This is a genomic window from Trichocoleus sp. DQ-A1, from assembly GCF_039961955.1.
Lineage (GTDB): Bacteria > Cyanobacteriota > Cyanobacteriia > Cyanobacteriales > FACHB-T130 > FACHB-T130.
The window spans coordinates 1-17,388 of record NZ_JAMPKE010000060.1 but is presented as its reverse complement, the minus strand read 5'-3'; the positions used below and the strand labels follow the sequence as shown (position 1 = coordinate 17,388).

The 17,388-nt window shown below is 46.6% G+C and carries 17 protein-coding genes and 1 pseudogene; 7 read left to right on the top strand and 11 right to left on the bottom strand.

All coding sequences use genetic code 11. From position 1 onward, the window contains the following. Positions 1–241, top strand: a 241-nt coding sequence (locus NDI33_RS27330; protein ID WP_190676233.1) for a transposase, incomplete at its 5' end; no start/stop codon positions are given. A gap of 4 nt (positions 242–245) precedes the next feature. Here NDI33_RS27330 and NDI33_RS27325 read toward each other — a convergent pair. Both NDI33_RS27325 and NDI33_RS27320 read right to left on the bottom strand, forming a co-directional pair. Next, the gene (locus NDI33_RS27325) at positions 246–485 is read right to left on the bottom strand and encodes a hypothetical protein (protein WP_190676231.1); all 240 of its coding nucleotides are present in this window, start codon (positions 483–485) and stop codon (positions 246–248) included. A 78-nt stretch (positions 486–563) separates the two neighbouring features. Beyond that, complete coding sequence (locus NDI33_RS27320) at positions 564–767, bottom strand: hypothetical protein (RefSeq protein WP_348245690.1); 204 nt, start codon at positions 765–767, stop codon at positions 564–566. Between the two features lie 9 nt (positions 768–776). Between NDI33_RS27320 and NDI33_RS27315 the strand changes: the two genes are divergently transcribed. Then, positions 777–932 (top strand): hypothetical protein, encoded by a 156-nt coding sequence (locus tag NDI33_RS27315; RefSeq protein ID WP_348245689.1) that lies wholly within the window; start codon positions 777–779, stop codon positions 930–932. Between the two features lie 53 nt (positions 933–985). On the opposite strand, the gene NDI33_RS27310 is transcribed toward NDI33_RS27315, so the two are convergent. The 5 genes from NDI33_RS27310 to NDI33_RS27290 all read right to left on the bottom strand — a co-directional run bounded on the left by NDI33_RS27310 (position 986) and on the right by NDI33_RS27290 (position 6,412). Further along, positions 986–1,867, bottom strand: a complete 882-nt coding sequence (locus tag NDI33_RS27310; protein WP_190676230.1) for a KGK domain-containing protein — start codon at positions 1,865–1,867, stop codon at positions 986–988. A gap of 121 nt (positions 1,868–1,988) precedes the next feature. Beyond that, positions 1,989–3,062 (bottom strand): c-type cytochrome biogenesis protein CcsB, encoded by a 1,074-nt coding sequence (gene ccsB / locus NDI33_RS27305; RefSeq protein WP_190430387.1) that lies wholly within the window; start codon positions 3,060–3,062, stop codon positions 1,989–1,991. A gap of 234 nt (positions 3,063–3,296) precedes the next feature. Then, complete coding sequence (locus tag NDI33_RS27300) at positions 3,297–5,024, bottom strand: DUF3352 domain-containing protein (protein ID WP_348245688.1); 1,728 nt, start codon at positions 5,022–5,024, stop codon at positions 3,297–3,299. A 99-nt stretch (positions 5,025–5,123) separates the two neighbouring features. Then, complete coding sequence (gene cofH / locus NDI33_RS27295) at positions 5,124–6,284, bottom strand: 7,8-didemethyl-8-hydroxy-5-deazariboflavin synthase subunit CofH (protein WP_190676226.1); 1,161 nt, start codon at positions 6,282–6,284, stop codon at positions 5,124–5,126. Beyond that, on the bottom strand, positions 6,281–6,412 hold the full coding sequence (locus tag NDI33_RS27290; RefSeq protein WP_277878891.1) for a hypothetical protein: 132 nt from the start codon (positions 6,410–6,412) through the stop codon (positions 6,281–6,283). The genes cofH and NDI33_RS27290 overlap by 4 nt, the downstream gene beginning before the upstream one ends. A 641-nt stretch (positions 6,413–7,053) precedes the next feature. On the opposite strand from NDI33_RS27290, the gene NDI33_RS27285 reads away from it, so the two are divergent. Next, positions 7,054–8,745 carry a dolichol-phosphate mannosyltransferase gene (locus NDI33_RS27285; RefSeq protein ID WP_348245687.1) on the top strand — a complete coding sequence of 564 codons (1,692 nt, stop codon included), beginning with the start codon at positions 7,054–7,056 and terminating at the stop codon, positions 8,743–8,745. A 193-nt stretch (positions 8,746–8,938) separates the two neighbouring features. On the opposite strand, the gene NDI33_RS27280 is transcribed toward NDI33_RS27285, so the two are convergent. Further along, positions 8,939–10,129 carry a low temperature requirement protein A gene (locus NDI33_RS27280; protein WP_190410481.1) on the bottom strand — a complete coding sequence of 397 codons (1,191 nt, stop codon included), beginning with the start codon at positions 10,127–10,129 and terminating at the stop codon, positions 8,939–8,941. Positions 10,130–10,139: 10 nt separating this feature from the next. Further along, positions 10,140–10,367 (bottom strand): hypothetical protein, encoded by a 228-nt coding sequence (locus NDI33_RS27275; protein WP_190676224.1) that lies wholly within the window; start codon positions 10,365–10,367, stop codon positions 10,140–10,142. A 107-nt stretch (positions 10,368–10,474) separates the two neighbouring features. Between NDI33_RS27275 and NDI33_RS27270 the strand changes: the two genes are divergently transcribed. Both NDI33_RS27270 and NDI33_RS27265 read left to right on the top strand, forming a co-directional pair. Next, positions 10,475–10,831: a hypothetical protein gene (locus NDI33_RS27270; protein ID WP_190410482.1), complete on the top strand. Its 357-nt coding sequence runs from the start codon at positions 10,475–10,477 to the stop codon at positions 10,829–10,831. A gap of 74 nt (positions 10,832–10,905) precedes the next feature. After that, positions 10,906–11,982, top strand: a complete 1,077-nt coding sequence (locus tag NDI33_RS27265; RefSeq protein ID WP_190676222.1) for a spore photoproduct lyase family protein — start codon at positions 10,906–10,908, stop codon at positions 11,980–11,982. A 266-nt stretch (positions 11,983–12,248) separates the two neighbouring features. Here NDI33_RS27265 and NDI33_RS27260 read toward each other — a convergent pair whose 3' ends face one another. Next, positions 12,249–14,027 (bottom strand): DUF262 domain-containing protein, encoded by a 1,779-nt coding sequence (locus NDI33_RS27260; protein WP_190676220.1) that lies wholly within the window; start codon positions 14,025–14,027, stop codon positions 12,249–12,251. 209 nt (positions 14,028–14,236) lie between these two features. Here NDI33_RS27260 and fusA point away from each other — a divergent pair, with 209 nt between their 5' ends. Together fusA and NDI33_RS27250 are read left to right on the top strand one after the other, a co-directional pair. Beyond that, complete coding sequence (gene fusA, locus NDI33_RS27255; protein WP_190676218.1) at positions 14,237–16,306, top strand: elongation factor G; 2,070 nt, start codon at positions 14,237–14,239, stop codon at positions 16,304–16,306. Between the two features lie 132 nt (positions 16,307–16,438). Beyond that, entirely contained in the window at positions 16,439–17,005 is a 567-nt protein-coding gene (locus NDI33_RS27250; protein WP_190676216.1) for a Uma2 family endonuclease, read from the top strand. Positions 17,006–17,288: 283 nt separating this feature from the next. On the opposite strand, the pseudogene NDI33_RS27245 reads toward NDI33_RS27250, so the two are convergent. Then, positions 17,289–17,388: pseudogene (locus tag NDI33_RS27245) on the bottom strand (IS982 family transposase); the annotation flags it as partial.

Below are 17,388 nucleotides of genomic sequence, written 5' to 3'. Positions count from 1 at the left end.
ACTGGTACGTGAGCAGTGGGCACGCTGGCAAGCGCAAGGATTATTCATTTTCTTCTTGCCTGCCTATTGCTCCCAGATGAACCCCATCGAAGGACAGTGGCATCAACTCAAAGTTCATGAAATTTCAGGACGCATGTTCGACAATGAATATGATTTAGCCCTGGCTGTGATGGAGGGCATGGAATCACGGAGTGAACAAGGGAGATATACGTTAGAGCGTTTTAGGTTTAAATCATCCTAGCTACTTAAGTCTTTTGTTCAGTAACTTGTAAAAAGTTTCCGAAACTTCCATTACTACGATCGCGTGATGGCATTTCATCGCTTGTTAAGCGGTGAAATCCTTCTCCACCTGTAGCATTGACAGTATATTTGCTGCCAGCACCAACGATAAATCTATCTCTTGAATCTAGTGTTCCATCTTGACCATCACAAAGGGCCCAGCTATTTGGAATTTGATTAGCTTGTCTCGACCGCATCATAATCATACATCTCTGCCAACAGTACTCTGACTCTCAGTGTCTACAGAGTTTTTGACAGCCGTGTCTAAGAGGGTGTTTGAAAAGTTAGGCAAATCGTAAAAATGGTAATCCCGTTGCGCCTTGAATATTCATGCGTTCATACAGCCGATCGCTCCGCAACGTTTTAATACAGCGCCCGGTTGCGACATCCCACAGCTTAATGGTGCGATCCTCACTGCCACTCAGTAAAATTTGACCATTGCAGCTAAAGCTCACCGAAGTTACCCAACTCGTATGCTCGTGCAACACTTGCAGGCAATGCCCCGTTTGCAGATTTCACAGCCGAACGGTTTGATCGCCACTGCCACTAGCCAGATGTTGAACACTGCCATCAAATGCGATCGCTTCTTTGATGATTCTTTTCGGAAAGAGAACGAAGGGGTGCTGTTATGTGACAGCACCCCTTCTTCGTGAGTCTGATATCAGTTAGCTTGTGAGCGATGATTCCTCACCCAATTTTCGTTTCCCTACTGATTGTTACGCCAGCTAGCTTCATTCATGTCTTGCCAGACATCATCGAGTAGCGAGTCTGATGGGTTCTCTTCCTTTTCAGACAATTCTGGAAATTCCAGATCGTTCGCACCGAAACCTGATTCTCCGGTGAGATCCAATTCGTCCGCACCGAAACCTGATTCTCCGGTGAGATCCAGATCGTCCGCACCGAAACCTGATTCTCCGGTGAGATCCAATTCGTCCGCACCAAAGGCTGATTCTCCAGTGAGATCCAGTTCGTCCACGGCGAAGGCTGATTCTGGTGCTATTTCCAAATCATCCGCACCAAAGGCTGCTTCTGGTGCCATTTCCAAATCATCCGTACCAAAGGCTGATTCTGGTGCCATTTCCAAATCATCCGCACCAAAGGCTGATTCTCCAGTGAGATCCAGATCGTCCGCACCAAAGGCTGCTTCTGGTGCCATTTCCAGTTCTTCCAAAGCGGATTCTGGCACTTCTATGAGAATTAACTCTTCCTCATAGATTAACGGTGCTTCGGCTCCAACTAACACTTCCTCATCCAAGGTGGCTGGGATCGGTGCCCTTTGTGGCTCACTGTCTTCAATGGTTGATGACTGCTGCGTCTGCGGATCTTCCGGGCAAAATTCCAAGCTAAATCTGACTTTCCCCTTTTGCCAGCCGTTGGAGCCGAATTTCAGCACTTCGCAAGGAATGCCTTGGTCGCTAAACCAGCCATCCTTTTCTTCTGTCCATCCACCTAAACCATATTCCAACTGCGTTCTGATTGCATCTGCGAATTCACCGACTCTGAATGTGCGGTGCCCAATTAAAATTTGGGAAGACTCATCCACAGAGAGAACTTCACCTTTGGCTAGCGAGTCGAACTGATTATCCACAACCATCTCCCCCGGTTGAATTGATAGTTTAAAGAGTTATTCCTTATTGGTCATTGGTCATCAGTCATTGCTAATGGCGAATAGCGAATTGTTAAAAGCCGTTCGCAAATTGACTAAAAGATCAAAAGAACCAACCGTAGCTGTGGAGTCCTTTTCCTAGTAAATTGACCCCAAGATAGCAAATCCAGACGACAACAAAGCCTGTCGCCGCCAAAATTGCCGGTCGTCTTCCTTGCCAGCCTTTGGTGATGCGGGCATGGAGATAGGCGGCAAATACCAACCAGGTAATCAGTGCCCAAGTTTCTTTGGGGTCCCAACTCCAGTAAGAACCCCAAGCTTCATTTGCCCAGACAGCACCGGCAATAATTCCAATCGTCAGGAGGGGAAACCCCAAACCGATGATGCGGTAGCTGATGTTATCTAAGGTTTCGGCAAGGCTCAGGCGCTGGGGCGAAAGGGTTGGTAATTCAGATACCCCTTCTTGGGAAGGCTGGGAGGTCACTAAATCGAGAACGGCTGTTTTGGTGCTGCCATTGCTTTCAAAAATACGCTCCACAGCAGAAGATGACTCGCTGGTTGCTCCTTGTGGCTGGGGCACGAAATCGCTGGCGCGTTGCAGACGGTAGGGGCGTGCCGGGTCATTTTTACTGCGAAATCCGCCGGTTCCGACAGAACTGCCTCGGAGTTCGACATTCTGACCGCCACTTACCACCAAGAAAGCGATCGCAAGCAGAGATCCCACCATCAGCGCGGCATAACTGAGCATCATGACGCTGACGTGCATCATCAGCCAGTTGGATTTTAGTGCCGGGACTAAAGGCTCTGACGACTGCATGGTTGATGGCAACGTCAAGGCAGCAAAAGCGGCGATGCCCATTGCAATGGGTGACGTGGCGACGCCTACTAAGCGGCTTTTGCTCATGTTTTCAGCAATCAGATGGATCGTGGTAATCCCCCAAGCTAGGAAGAAGAGGGATTCATAGAGATTGCTCAAAGGGAAGTAGCCTGCGTCCAGCCATCGTGCGCCCAGTAGGGCGGCAATGCAGAGGTTTGCGATCGCCATCCCTGCCGTCGATAAAGCCCACAGATAGGGGATGCCATTGAAAGCTGCTCCTATCCAGTACATCAACATCGTCGCAAACAGGACGGCGAAGGAGATATTATCTAACCCATTCTGGAGTGCAACCAGGTTCATCTTGTATTCTTTCCAGCAATTGTTATCTAAGTCGCTCACACAAGCGCCACTTTGATCCTATCGGTTCTGGTCGCTCTGAGGCTTGGTAGAATCACCCAGGTTTAGCCAACTAATTGTTATTTTTTTTAACGCTGTCATCCTGCTAAGGCAATTGCCAAGGTACGCCAAGGAATTATTGAGCTTTGCGTACCTTAGCGCGAACCTTAGCGTACCTTGGGGTTGAAAAGCGAAACTTTAAGGAGAAGGGCTAGGACTGGGAGAGAGACTGGCTTTCGGTGAAGGACTGGGATCTCCAACTTTCTTCATGTTGACGAAGATATCAAAGCGGCTACTGCGATCGCTACTGATGCCACCCGTGACGCCAATGGAGCGTATCGCGTTTGTAAAGATTTTTTGATTTGGATCGACTTGCGAGAGCGACAGATTCCCAGCGTTAATGGTACGGTCAACATCAATAAAAAATAGACCGTTCTTGTCATTGAGCTGCTGAGGAATCGCTTGTTTGAATAACTCGCTGTCCGCCAAAGTCGCTTGGGGTTTGGGGACGAGGGTACTAGCAACGGGTGCCCCTAATGTCAGGAAAGCAACATTACCATCTAACCAGCCGTGAGTGGCGGCTAAGCCACCGAGTTGCGATGTCCAATTGGTGATGGGTTGACCGTTGAGCGTCGTTTCTTGTACCTGAAACTTATATTGCTGTGCCATCACCTCATCCAGCTGCTTGAGGGATTTTTCAGCTCTAGGGCGATCGCTTGTTTGCACCAGGAACGCCACCCCAGCACCTAAAATCGAGGGAGTTCCTGGAGGTGTGGGAATTAAAGCTAGAGAAAACTCGCCTTTCATCCAAGGCAGCAAATCTTGCTCTAAATCTTGACCCAATTTAGACCGAATCTCGGCTTTCATCTGTTCTGGGCTAACCCGGATCAGCGGATTCGCTTGGGCACCTTGGACGTAATCTTGCCACAACTGCTGCAAATTGCCACCAGTGGTCACGATCAGAGTATTGCCGGGGAGACGCCGATGCATACTTTTGGCGTTGTTTTCCACCACATACTTTGTCTCGCTATTCGGCTTCAGCCAAGACACTCCTTTAAATAGAAGTCCCTCCGGTTCCAGCGTCACCGTCGCGCCAACTCCCTGCCTTTGTTGAACCGAGGCGAGATTTTGGGGAGAAAGCGATCGCGCTGAATAGGTGGCTGCCATTGCTGTTGCCACGGGCACATTAAAATACACTTTGGCAAACGGCGCACCCGCTTTTATCTTCCCCAAAGCCTCTGTGTAGCCTGGAGTATCCGCTAGGGAGGCACCACCTTTATAAGCGTCAATGACGCGCTCCGTCCCTTTCGGATCGGTGCTAACAATTAAGGAACGCTCTAGCAGCGTCGTTGAGAATTTTTGGGCGGGACTGCCTTGGGTTTCTCGAATCTTGATGCCTTTGTAAATGCGTTCAACAAACTTGCTAGAGGTCGGGTTTCTATATTTTTCTAGCGCTTGCTTTGCTTGCAGAGGATTTTCAATCGGCAATACCATCACCACCGATTGTTGACCAACCGGGACAGCATTGGGATTCTGGGGTAACTGCTGTGACAAAAAAGCGATCGTGACTTCTTTACCCACCCAAGGCTTGATATCTTGCTGGTAGTTGTAGCCGTTAGCAGTGAGGAGATTTTTTTCCAGTTCGGCGAGTTGTTTGCCAAATGCGGCTTGGCTAGCGGGAGTGCCATATTGCCGCAGTTGCTGCCATTGCTTTTCATCAGTCGAGACTGACACGGCGAGCAAGGTATCCTGGGGAACCATCTCGGCACCCACCGGGACATCAGCCTGAAATAGATTCCGCTGCATCAGCAGCCAGTAAGTTACTGCGCCGCCAGCAATCAGCAACACGGCAGCTGCCACAGTCAGAAGGGAACGTTGATTTTTCTGAGGCATAAACCAAGTCAAGAGTCGTAGGAGCTTTCGCATTCGGGCGAGCTATCTTGAGCAACAACCGACTGATTCGGATGCCAATGCTGTGCAACGCTGACGCCCGGATCTGAGTCGAGCCAAATATTAACTGCCCGCTCAGGAGAGAACAGCAACCGTGTCCCTCTTTAGCACTCTGTAGAGTGTATCCCGTTGTTGGTAAGGACGCCCTAATGAACGAATCGCTTCCTGCAAAGTTTCCACTTCCATGCAGGTGCCACCCACTGCCCCAGCCATTGTTGTAATATGCTCCTCCATTAAGGTGCCGCCGATGTCATTGCAGCCCCATTTCAGGGCTTCCACCGCACCTGCAAGACCGAGTTTCACCCAGCTGGGTTGATGGTTGGGAATCCAATTTCCTAAAAAAATTCGCGCCACAGCAGTCAGCAACAGGGCGTCTTCTAGAATTGGTTGATCTCGCCCCACCCGACGACGCAGCGGTTTGGGGGCTTCTTGACCGACGAAAGGTAATAGGATGAATTCGCTGATCCGGGCAGGATATCCTTGGGCAACAGCAGTTTGTTGGAGCGATCGCAACTTGTCTAAATGCTGCATCTGCTGTTCTGGGGTCTCAATATGACCGGAAAGCATGGTGCTAGTGGTTGGCATTCCCAACTTGTGTGCTGTTCCCACAATTTCTAGCCAAGTTGCGGTATCCAGCTTTTCCGGACAAAGGACGCGCCGCACTTCATCGTTCAAAACTTCCGCCGCAGTTCCCGGCATTGAGCCAACACCGGCATCTCGCAGCGCCGCAATCACCGACTCGTAGCTAAGACCATCTTCCCTGGCAATAAATTGCACTTCCTGGGGGGAGAAGGCGTGCAGGTGCAGTTGGGGAAATTTCTCTTTGATTGTCTTCACCAGTTGCAGGTAATAAGGCAAAGAAGCACCATTAATTTTTGCCCCAAGATGGAGTCCCCCCTGCATACAAATCTCAGTTGCCCCCCGCCGGACTCCATCAGCCGCTTTTTCCAAAATTTGGGGACTCTCTAACCAAAATGCGCCTTCTTCGTCTTCATCCCGGCGAAAGGCGCAGAAACTACAGTGCTGTTCGCAGATATTGGTGAAGTTAATATTGCGATTGATTACGTAGGTGACAGTCTCACCCGCTTGCCTGAGTCGCAGCTTGTCAGATGTTTCCCGAATCGCTGACTGGACATCTGGATCGGTTTGCTTTAATAGTACAACTCCCTCTTCTTGTGACAAATCGCCACCTGCCAGGGCACCCTCAAGAATGGCATCAACAGTTTTAGTCGTCACAGCACTTCCCGGTAAAGTAGGTCACTCTTCTCAATTTTGGCAGTAAATGTTTTTTCTGGGAGTTCGCTAGTAGCGCCAGCAGTCAGTTTCACGGGTTCATCGGGTAGCGAAATTCGCTCTAAACTCAAAATTGTGCCTAATTTTTGACCAAGCCTCTAGGTTGTTTTTTAAAATGACCAATTTTAGGGAAATACCGAGCAATTTAATGGTATGAAATAGAAATTCTTTATAATCGGACACCCATGAGCGCGGTAGCAAATCGGCTGGAGAAAGAGTTAGCTATTGTGTCAGCGAATTGCTTACAAGCATTGAATCAAAATTTATTTTTACTATGCATCCGGAGGGCAGTTTAGTGGAATTATTCGGTTTTTGAAAAGGCTATTGATGAAAACTGTTTCTAAATTAACAGATTTTACTTTGATTTATTAGTTGCGACCATAGTGACCCAGCCTTGATTTCATCTCTATATAGTTTAGACATCACTTCACTAAATCTTTACAACTTCAGGTAAAAAATAGCCCTTATTTGAAGATTTAGTAAAGATAGCCTATTCCTTGTCGTAGAATTTCAGTCTAATTGCGTAAAATATAGCGAACCTATTTTGAGGATTGCCCGACTTTACGTAAGTAGCCAATTTTTACAATACCCAAGTAAAGGGATAGTTGGTAAAAATTATGGGAGGAATCTTTACCCAAACGAGAGCCGGTTGTGAATCTTGTATTTAATATTAATGCTTGTAAATTGAGGGGATAAAAAAATGAGAAATTATATGTCAAAAACGTGGAGAGATGTTACATCTAATCCTAGCGATTCTGATAGTAAGGCTAAAATAAACCAATATAGATTCCCCTTACTCATTATTCTAGCGGGCGTTTTATTTTCACTGTTTTTGCAATCGCAACTCCCAAATGATGTCTTTTTTAGTGGAGATGCTGGGCTTAAAGCTTTGTTAGCGAAACAATTTAGCCGCGGGCAGTTTCGCTTTGACCTGAACTTACCTGTAGAAGACTGGGTTCGGAATCTTTGGCAAAGTGGATTATACCCGTTTCAAGAACCGTTTGTCTATAACAGATTTGGGCACTACTTCATCACCTTTCCGTTTACTTTTCCCCTTGTTACCGCACCTTTCCAAGCGCTTTTCGGCTATAGAGGATTATACGTCGTTCCCTTGATTGCAACTTGGGCTGTATGGGTAAGTTTTTATTTTGCTTGCAGACGGTTGAAATTAAACGCTTTTAGCACAGCGATCGCGCTTGCAATCCTAATTTTTGCTTCCCCTTTATCTATCTATAGCGCGATGTATTGGGAACATAGCCTCGCTGTAGCGCTTTGCTTTCACGGAATGGCAACTTTATTAATACCGGGGACAGAAGGGTTGTCTAAAAAGGATGCTGTATTAAGTGGGATATTTATTGGCTTATCTGTTTGGTTTAGAGAAGAAATTCTAGGCATTGTCGCGTTTTTGGCTGTCCTGGTTTATGCTGCATCTTTTTTAAAATTAAAAAAAGTTCAGTTTTTAGCGAGAAGAAAGGAACTCTTTGTTGTCAGCACATTTTTAACGATTGCCATCTTCTTTGTGTTGAATACATTGATTTATAAGCATCCTCTAGGAATGCATTCCGTTCAGATAGTAGAGAAATTCTCGCTAAGCGATAGATTATTAGTGGCGGTGGCAAATTTTAATCAAATGAGTTCTGGCTTGTTTGAGTATTTTCCCCTAACCTTATTTGCAATTTTATATTTAGGAGTGAGTTTATTTAGCCGACAAAAGCTAAAACTAAGCTTGGGAATGACGGGTATCTATGCAACCTGTTTCTTATTTACTGTGGCGGTTGCGGTAATGGTTCCGGCTGGTGCAGGAGGCAAGCAATGGGGACCTCGGTTTTTGCTGGTTTTGGTACCGCTAATTTGCTTAGTCGCAATCAAAGAGTTTGAATTTGTCCGGAGGTTGGCGAAAGGAAGTATTAAAAAGATAGGTACGGTTATTTTCTTGGTGCTTTTTATCATTGGGGTTTATAAAAACACCTACTCCGGCACAGCTTATCTCAGTAAAAATTATCAAGGCATTTCCCCAGCTATTCAGTTCTTGCGATCGCAACCAGAAACAGTAGTCGCGATGTCCAACCAATATGTTGCTCAAGTTCTCCAAGCACCCCTACTTGAAAAAGTATTTTTCCTGACGAAAGAACCTCAGGATTTACAAACTTTGGGCGAGGCGTTACTTGAGCAGAAAAAAGAGAAGTTTATTTATGTCTGCTATTACACTCGTTCCTGCCAAATCTCTGAGAAAAAGCCTGAAGAGGTAAAGCTGCCTTTAAAAAACCAGCAGTTTACGATGGAATTCTTACCTTTAGGAAAATATGGGAATTATCCTATATTCCAGGCATCGATTGGGCAGCGATCGCCCGCAGCGCCAGCCTCATCCTCTTCTGCGGTTCCTGCCTTCAGCAATCGAAGATAAATTGTTAAGCTGTTTGCCCGTAGCGCCAGCCTCATCCTCTTCTGCGGTTCCTGCTTCATCCCTGTAGAGGGAGGAAGCTAGAAACTATCGAGTGCGTTAGAGGTTGGAATTCTCGCGATCGCACGCAATTTTGAGGAAAGTAGGCGATCGCTTTCCCAAGTTTGAGGCTGGCTGAATACCTTTATCGTATCGATCAGCACTTTGCCTCAGGCTGAACGTGAGGGGTTATCAGGAAACCCAGCACCACTTGCACAGCACAAGCTAAAGCTACCAAACTAACGACTGTAATCGGTGACAAAGCCGCACCCGCGATCGCAATCACTAGAATAAAAGCCGCAGAACCCAAACGATAGGCGGCTAAAATCTTACGATGTCGCTTTGTCCCTAAAGTACAGGTAATCAGGTGAATCACCGCCAAGGCTATCAAACACATCGTCACAGCGCCGCAGATCAGCCATCGTTCGTTACTGGGTAACGCTCCTGCCGTTTTGCTGGACACGACAATATGCTCCACACCTACACCAGCAGCAGCAATGCCAATGGCGAGGGGTAAATGGGAATAGAGCCAGATTAAACCAAAGTTCAGGTTGCCAGTTCCCATCCTCCGCAGGGGTGAGCCATCCACGCTGTCAAAGTAGATCCACCACAGGCTAAAAGCAACTATCATCCCTAGCACAGCCACAGTGGCAGATGCAATACCCCATTGCAGCTGAGAAACGCCTTTGACTACGCCAATCACCGCCTCACCCAACACGATAATCGTAAATAAGCCTAAACGTTCTGGGATGTGTGAAAAGCTCGGCGGCACCTTGGCAGCCAACTGTCTGGCGGTGAGAGGTGTGCCAAAGTCAATCAGAAATCCCAATCCCCAAAGCCAAAACCGCCAAGGAATTGGGACAAAAATTGAGATTAGCCAGATGGCGGCGGCGATGCTAAAGCCTATCACGTACCAAGTTGTCAACTTCCGCGCTGCCACGACAAAGTATCCAGCACTTAGATACTGGAAAATTAAAATACATCGAACAGTTACGTAGGAAAGGGCAAAGCCGTCGGAAGTTTTTCCTAAGCCGTAATGCACGTTTACTGCCAGCACTGCGATCGCAATCATTTGCAGTAATGTCAGCAGTCGGTGTCCTAAGTCGTCAGTATCGAACCGACTTGCGTAAAAAGTCGCCCCAACCCAAGACCACCAAATCGGCACAAACAGCAGCATATAACCCAAAAAACCCAGCAGCGAGACGTGTTCGTTGAGATTATGCGCCACTTCCGCGATCGCTGCCACAAATACCAAGTCATAAAAGAGTTCTAACCAAGTCGCGCGGCGTTCTTTTTCGTTCTCTTCAGGCGTCCGCAGGCGGGGAGGTTGCCACAAAGTTTTAATCATCTTGCACTCTCTAATTTCCGAGAGGATTATGCAGATAATATCCCATAGAAAATCGAATCTTTCTGTAGCGATCGCATTCAGCCGCCAATTGGTCTAAATCCGACTTGGCAAGGCTACCCGTAGGCAAGTGAAGCATCGCATTCAACCACCGGGAATCCCGATGGTACAGATAAATCTTTTGCGTAAACAGATATTTTGCGCCCATGATAGCCGTGTCAAAAAGTTGCGCGATCGCCACCGGATACTACTACTCTTAAGGGAGTAAAACCCGCTCCAGTTCTAGGTCTCAGGTCTTTTGTTAGGCGTTTAAAATAGAAGTAAGGGACAAAATAAACATTCTTCTAAATGAAACTACAATCATCGGTTTTAGTCCATCTAGGATTCGGAAAATACGTGCGCTCCGACCAGGTGACAGCAATTATCCCCATCGAGGAAGAGCGCGGACCGGGGCGGCGAACCTTCGTTCATCTACAGGGGGAAGCTGACCCGATTGTTGCCTCGCGGGCTGAAGACACTATCATTCGTGACTTGGTGCAAGAACCGCGTGAAGTCACCCAAGCGCGTCAACAGCAAGAAATTCTCCAAGATTTATTGGTGGATTTGAGCAACGTTAACTCAACGGTGCGTCGGATTAGCCGTGATGAAGGCGGTCTGGATCTGGAACTGTTGGAACGACGCATCCGCCAAGTTTTAGAGAATTAAGGTCATCGGGAAGGGGCGATCGCGATCGCCCCTGACTTCAGCTCCAAATTGATCAATACGCAGAATCTGACAGTATGCACGCGATCGCAAACAACATTTCATTCCCAGAAGCGCCATCCACTCGGTTGTGGATGCCGGAGCGAGTTTTATTCACACCCTCTGCCTTAGATGAGCCTTACGGTCAGCAGATACTTTCTCGCGTCCAGTCGCTCAATTTACCTATCGAAGAGTTGCCGCGAAACCGCCTGACTGGTTTACGTGGCGAGAGCGATCGCGATACCTACAACATTGCTAAGCGTACCCTCGCTGTCGTCACCGCACCGCCTAGTTCCTTCAAACTCAGCCCCATCCCTCCATCGGCTGACTGGCAATTTCACATCGCGGAAGGCTGTCCAGCACACTGTCAATACTGTTATTTAGCTGGTAGTTTATCAGGGCCACCAGTAATTCGCGTCTTTGCGAACTTGCCGCAAATATTGGAGAATCTAGCAGCTTACGAAGGAAGCGACGCCACAAGTTTTGAGGTTAGCTGCTACACCGATCCCTTGGGCATTGAACATTTAACTGGCAGCCTTGCAGAATGTATCCGCTACTTTGGCACGCGGACGAACGGACATCTGCGTTGGGTTTCCAAGTTCGATGCGGTGGATGAATTACTCGACTTACCACACAATGGTCACACCCGTTGTCGAATCAGTGTGAATGCCGATCCGGTGTCTCGGCGGTTTGAAGGCGGTACAGCCTCAGTCGCTTCCCGGCTGCAAGCTTTGCGGCGGTTGGCTTTACCTCGATCTTCTGGCGGTGGCGGGTATCCAGTGGGTTTAGTGATTGCACCGATTATGCCGATAGAGGATTGGGAGACACACTACACTCGTTTGCTTGACTCGATTAGCGAAGCACTCGATTTCGATTGTGACCTGACTTTCGAGTTGATTTCCCACCGCTTCACCCCTGGCTCAAAAGAGGTTTTGCAAACTTGGTATCCCCAATCAAAGCTGGACATGGATGAAGAAACACGCACTGTTAAGCGTAACAAGTTTGGCGGCACCAAGTATGTTTATGGCACTGACACGATGAAGACGCTACGGCGCTTTTTTGAAAGTGAGATTACGAAGCGCTTTCCCCAAGGTCGCATTCTCTACTGGACTTAGGATTTCTAGCTAAATCTAATCTTATTCGCTGACCAAAATTATAGGTCAGCTTTTTTATATTTTGAGCGAGTTTGCCAAGGGGGAGAATGCGATCTCTCTGGAGAGCTTATCCAGCTAATTCCTGTTCTTCGGCGTCTACACCCTTTGCTTTAGCCAATACTACGCAATCGTGCTGACTCATTTATATCTGCGACGAAGGAAAAGAAGCGACTGGGTTTCTATTAATTATAATTTTTCTCTCCAATTTATATTGGGCAATAACCAGCTTAAGGCATATCCCAGATTTTTTTTGCTAACCGAGTTAGCATTTCCTGGCGGCGATCAATCGATTTAGAATTCCAAATTTCAAAGGTTTCTAACTCTTTCACTGCGCGGTCTACTGCTGTATTTTTTCCAATTTTCACTTTCTCCCCTATCGATCTAGTCAGCAAAAGTCTCGACTTTGTATATGCTTCTTTCTTCTCTTCAAACGTTTTGTTTACCACTGAAGCATTAATTGTTTTTTCAAGTAACGTCAAATTTCCAAGACGCTTAATATAACTATCAATATCCTTAGGCTTATCAAATAAGTCCTTGATACTTGATAAGGGATTTTGAGGTTGAATATGTTCAACTTCTACTTGCTTATTGTTGATATAGGTTTTTAAGTCAATAATAGACCCATCACTACCATAAGCACTCTCGTCAACATATTGTGTTAATTTTGCTAGAATGTATCGCAACTGTGATTTGGGAACAGAAGACTCTTCTAGCTTACTAAAAGTGAGTTCAAAGCGAGCAGCCACTTTTTGTTTTTCCGGTTGAATATGATGGGTAATGAAATTACTAAATTCTACTGGTTGTGTAACTTTCCGCAGTTCTGAACACCACTGAGTAAAACGTCGCTCGAAGTTGCTAGTGGGTTCGCGTGTAAGCAGGTATGCAAAAAAAATATTTTCAACCTGCCGACATAATTCTACAAAACAATCTTTAGGCAAGTGGCGACCGGATAATAGTATCATCAGAGGCATCCGGACAGCACTACTAATATTACGGATATTTTCCAGGTAACGATTTTTTTTGCCTTCTATATCCTTACCATCCATAAAATTAACGTAAGCTTGGGCAGTTTCAAGCAACTCATCAACAAAAGCTATTGGGTTATTTTCATAATAAGTTTTATTTGTTTTGCTTGAAAACCAACCATATATTCCGTTTTCTTTCAGCGCTTCTACATTTTCATAACGTGCCAATATAAAATAACGTAAAAATCTCATAGGATTTTCTTTTGCTCTAAACAAAATATCAACCATTGTCTTCCATTTTTGTTTAAGAATGTCATATTCTTTTTTCGGGGTTTCCATAAACATTAGATTTTTTACTAAGTCTATGGCATCGAGATTAACACCGCGATTGTTGATTGTTGCAAAAACTCTCAACGCATCCGCTAAAGTTGCAGTTTTCACTCTGACAAGCACGACATTCTTAGTAAAATAAGCATAAAATTTTTTAATTGTCGGAATATCTAAATGACTTTGACCAAATGCACTATCAAGCATTTTTTTTATCTCCTCATAGGCATTTTTAATGTTTTGTGCTGAGGATGTGTTTGGAATTTTATTTAAATCTTCTTTTTGAGCAATTTTTTCCAAAACGCCACAACTATCTGCATATTGAAGCGTAACTCGATACCGAAACACATTATTTCCTTCTTCATCAATATCTGTGGATGCAATCTGACTGGTTAGTAACTCAATAGATTCGTCTTGCTTAATTTCCTGCAAATAGTCTCTTATAGCACAGAGAACTACGTAGGCTGTCGTAATACGCTGTTGACCATCAATTACTTCATATAAACCGTCTGGCAAAACACAAACAATAATGCTGCCAATAAAATATTCTGAAACTGCGCCAGAGTCATTTGAAGAAAACTCTCCATAGATATCCTGGAAAAACTCAGTAACGTGTTCCTTTTCCCAAACATACTCGCGTTGGTAACTCGGAACCACATAGAAGTCATTGAAAAGCTTACCAATACTAAGGTCTTGAGATTCAATCGTTGCCATGCAGTATTCTCAAAAACGAATTAACTAATTACGTGAATGCGCGCACTCTTAGGAAAGTGATGGCTTCCACCCCCTCTAGTTTATATCTGCCTGCTTTGGACAGAATAGTTTCCACACCCTTGACAGTTATGTAGTATATCTGTAGTATTATAGTTGCCGCACAAGGCAAATGTCTTTTCATGGCTCTGGTAAGGCAGAGTATTTGTCCTATGATTCCCCGAACGCGCATCCGTAATATTGGAATTTCTGCTCACATCGACTCTGGTAAAACAACCCTCAGCGAGCGGATTCTGTACTACACGGGCAAAATTTACAAGATTGGCGAAGTTCGGGGAGGTAGCGATCGCGCGACGTTGGACTACATGGAGTTGGAGCAACAGAAAGGCATTACCATCACTTCAGCAGCGACAACTTGCGTATGGAATGATACGCAGATTAACCTGATTGATACCCCCGGACACGTAGACTTCACAATTGAAGTGGAGCGTGCATTGCGGGTTCTCGATGGTGCGATTATGGTGCTGTGCGCGGTTGCTGGTGTGCAATCGCAATCTATCACCGTAGATCGGCAGATGAAGCGATACCGAGTGCCGCGTATTGCCTTCATTAATAAGATGGATCGGACGGGTGCAAATCCGTTCCGAGTCGTGCGATCGCTGCGAGAAAAACTAGGTTTGAATCCGGTACTGCTTCAGTATCCTATTGGCAGCGAGGATAAGTTTGAAGGCGTCATTGATTTGATTGAAATGACGGCAAACTATTTTGCTGGAGAAAAAGGCGAACTTCGCGTCATTAAGTCGATTCCCGAACACTTACAGGAGGAGGCAAAAGAAGCACGAGAAAAGATGCTCGATCAACTCTCTATGTTCTCCGAACCGATGATGGAGATGCTACTTGAGAGCGAAGAAATTCCCAAAGGAATGATTTGGGAAACCCTTCGTCGGGCAACTTTAAGCTTGCAATTAACGCCAGTTCTGATGGGTTCCGCCTTCAAAAATAAGGGAGTTCAGAACTTATTAGATGCTGTTGCTCTTTACTTGCCGTCTCCAGTGGATAGAGAGGTGGTGAAAGCGATCGCGATTTCGACCAATGAGCCGATTCCTGTCTATCCAGACACGGAAGCCGCACTGGTTGCCTTGGCTTTCAAAATCGCCAAAGATGAGTACGGACAACTGACTTATACCCGCATCTATTCCGGGACGCTGCGCGAGGGACAACGCATCTACAACACTCGCACTAACCAACGAGTGCTAGTGAGCCAAATTGTGCGGATGCACGCGAACAAACGCGAGGAGGTCGAAACTGCTGCCGCAGGGGATATTGTAGCTCTGCTGGGTGTAGACTGCGCTTCTGGCGATACGTTCTGCTCGGACGGAACTAACCTCTCTTTGGAGGGGATATTTGTGCCGGAACCCGTGATGACGCTAGCGATCGCGCCCAAGAAACGGGAAGATGCCGATCAAATGTCAAAAGCGCTCAATCGCTTTACACGGGAAGATCCCACCTTCCGCGTCAGCATCGATCCGGAGTCCAAGGAGACCCTAATTTCGGGGATGGGCGAACTGCATCTAGAAATCTACATCGAACGCATGAAGCGGGAATACAACGCCGAAGTGAACGTCGGTGCCCCCGCCGTAGCTTACCGCGAAACCGTTACCCAGTCGGCAACCTTCGACTACAGGCTCAAGAAGCAAGGTGGTGGTCCCGGTCAGTATGCTCATGTTATCGGTCGGATTGAACCCTGTGAAGACCCGTTTGCGTTCGAGAATCGGGTGGTTGGGGGTGCGATTCCCAAAGAATTCATCCCCGCTTGCGAGAAAGGTTTCCGCGAAGCGATCGCTAGCGGACATCTCATCGGTTATCCGATTGTTGGTGTCAAAGCGATACTAGAAGCGGGTTCCTACCACGCGATTGACTCTTCGGAAATGGCATTCCGAACTGCGGCTAGTCTTGCACTCAAGCAAGCTTTTGCCAAAGCAGCGCCAGTGATCCTCGAACCGATTATGCTCGTGGAAGTGGAGACACCTAACGAGTTTGTCGGGCGAGTGCAGGGCGATCTCTCGTCTCGTCGCGGCGTCCTGCTGGGTTCTGAGACGATGGAAAACTACGCCGTCATCCGTGCCGAAGTGCCGTTCGTGGAAATGTTCGGTTATTCTGCACAGTTGCGATCGCTTTCTTCCGGTCAAGCTAACTTTTCAATGGAGTTTGCCTCCAACAAGCCGGTACCCGCCAACCTGCAACAGCAACTGATGGAAAATGCCGCCCATCTGCGCGGCTAAAGCCTGCATCTGAAAATAGCACTAAGGAGTGTTCGCGTAGCGGCACTCTCTTCGCAGACTGAGGACTAAATTTTAGTTCTCAGTCTTTTCTTTGCACTCATAAAATGGAGTAACACACTCAAGGAGTGCCTGATGAGCCAAACTACTACCGATCGAGTCCGTTGGACAGTTGCCGATCTGGAGTTGTTGCCAGATAACGGGAATCGCTATGAGATTGTGGATGGAGAATTATTTGTGACACGCGCACCACACTGGGGTCATCAAAGAGTATGTAGCAACATTTGTACAGAGTTGAATTTTTGGTCGCGACAGACTGGTTTAGGAGAATCTGTAAGTGGTGCTGGCATCATTTTTACAGATGCTGATAACGTGATTCCTGACGTAGTTTGGGCAAGCAAGGAACGATTAGCTGCTGTGTTGGATGATGCAGGGCATTTAACCGCAGCACCAGAGTTGGTGGTTGAGGTGCTATCTCCAGGCGAGGAGAATGAACGCAGAGATAGACAGGTGAAACTGAAACTCTACGCATCGCAGGGAGCTAGGGAATACTGGATAGTTGATTGGCGTTTGCAGCAAATTCAGATTTATCGACGAGAGGGGGCAACATTGGTGCTAACAGCGACATTATTTGCCAGCGATGAACTGACTTCGCCCTTGCTTGCCGGTTTTACTTGTCCTGTGGCGCAGTTGTTTAGTTAGAAGTTAGCGGAAATTAGCGATCGCAATTTGCCTTGAATTGTAAACCCAAGATGAATCGAATAGCACAACAAAAAATTGCTAGATGTTATTGTTGCAGAGACAGCCATCGTTAGTGATTGTCGTACTTAAAAATCTTTCTAAAACCCACCGCAATTGCCAATTTCAAAAGATGCTTCACTGCTACGGTTACTGCTGCCAGCAGAAGGCAAATTGTGATGATTCCTATTTGCCTTTTTGCTTTTATCTTTAATATCAGGCAAACTTAGTTTAACGTGAGTTCGGGTTAAGCAGGCAAGGCAGCATCGTTGATCAGGGAGGGCTTCTTGGGCTGGTGGCAGTAGGCAATTAAGCCGGCTATCAAATTGACGGCAAAGTTGACAGGA

Bases quoted from the DNA above. Each gene is read 5' to 3' on its own strand.
- NDI33_RS27325 (WP_190676231.1), bottom strand. From the start codon at position 485: ATGATTATGATGCGGTCGAGACAAGCTAATCAAATTCCAAATAGCTGG.
- NDI33_RS27315 (WP_348245689.1), top strand. From the start codon at position 777: ATGCCCCGTTTGCAGATTTCACAGCCGAACGGTTTGATCGCCACTGCC.
- ccsB (WP_190430387.1), bottom strand. From the start codon at position 3,062: ATGAACCTGGTTGCACTCCAGAATGGGTTAGATAATATCTCCTTCGCC.
- NDI33_RS27300 (WP_348245688.1), bottom strand. From the start codon at position 5,024: ATGCGAAAGCTCCTACGACTCTTGACTTGGTTTATGCCTCAGAAAAAT.
- NDI33_RS27285 (WP_348245687.1), top strand. From the start codon at position 7,054: ATGTCAAAAACGTGGAGAGATGTTACATCTAATCCTAGCGATTCTGAT.
- NDI33_RS27280 (WP_190410481.1), bottom strand. From the start codon at position 10,129: ATGATTAAAACTTTGTGGCAACCTCCCCGCCTGCGGACGCCTGAAGAG.
- NDI33_RS27270 (WP_190410482.1), top strand. From the start codon at position 10,475: ATGAAACTACAATCATCGGTTTTAGTCCATCTAGGATTCGGAAAATAC.
- NDI33_RS27265 (WP_190676222.1), top strand. From the start codon at position 10,906: ATGCACGCGATCGCAAACAACATTTCATTCCCAGAAGCGCCATCCACT.
- NDI33_RS27260 (WP_190676220.1), bottom strand. From the start codon at position 14,027: ATGGCAACGATTGAATCTCAAGACCTTAGTATTGGTAAGCTTTTCAAT.
- fusA (WP_190676218.1), top strand. From the start codon at position 14,237: ATGATTCCCCGAACGCGCATCCGTAATATTGGAATTTCTGCTCACATC.
- NDI33_RS27250 (WP_190676216.1), top strand. From the start codon at position 16,439: ATGAGCCAAACTACTACCGATCGAGTCCGTTGGACAGTTGCCGATCTG.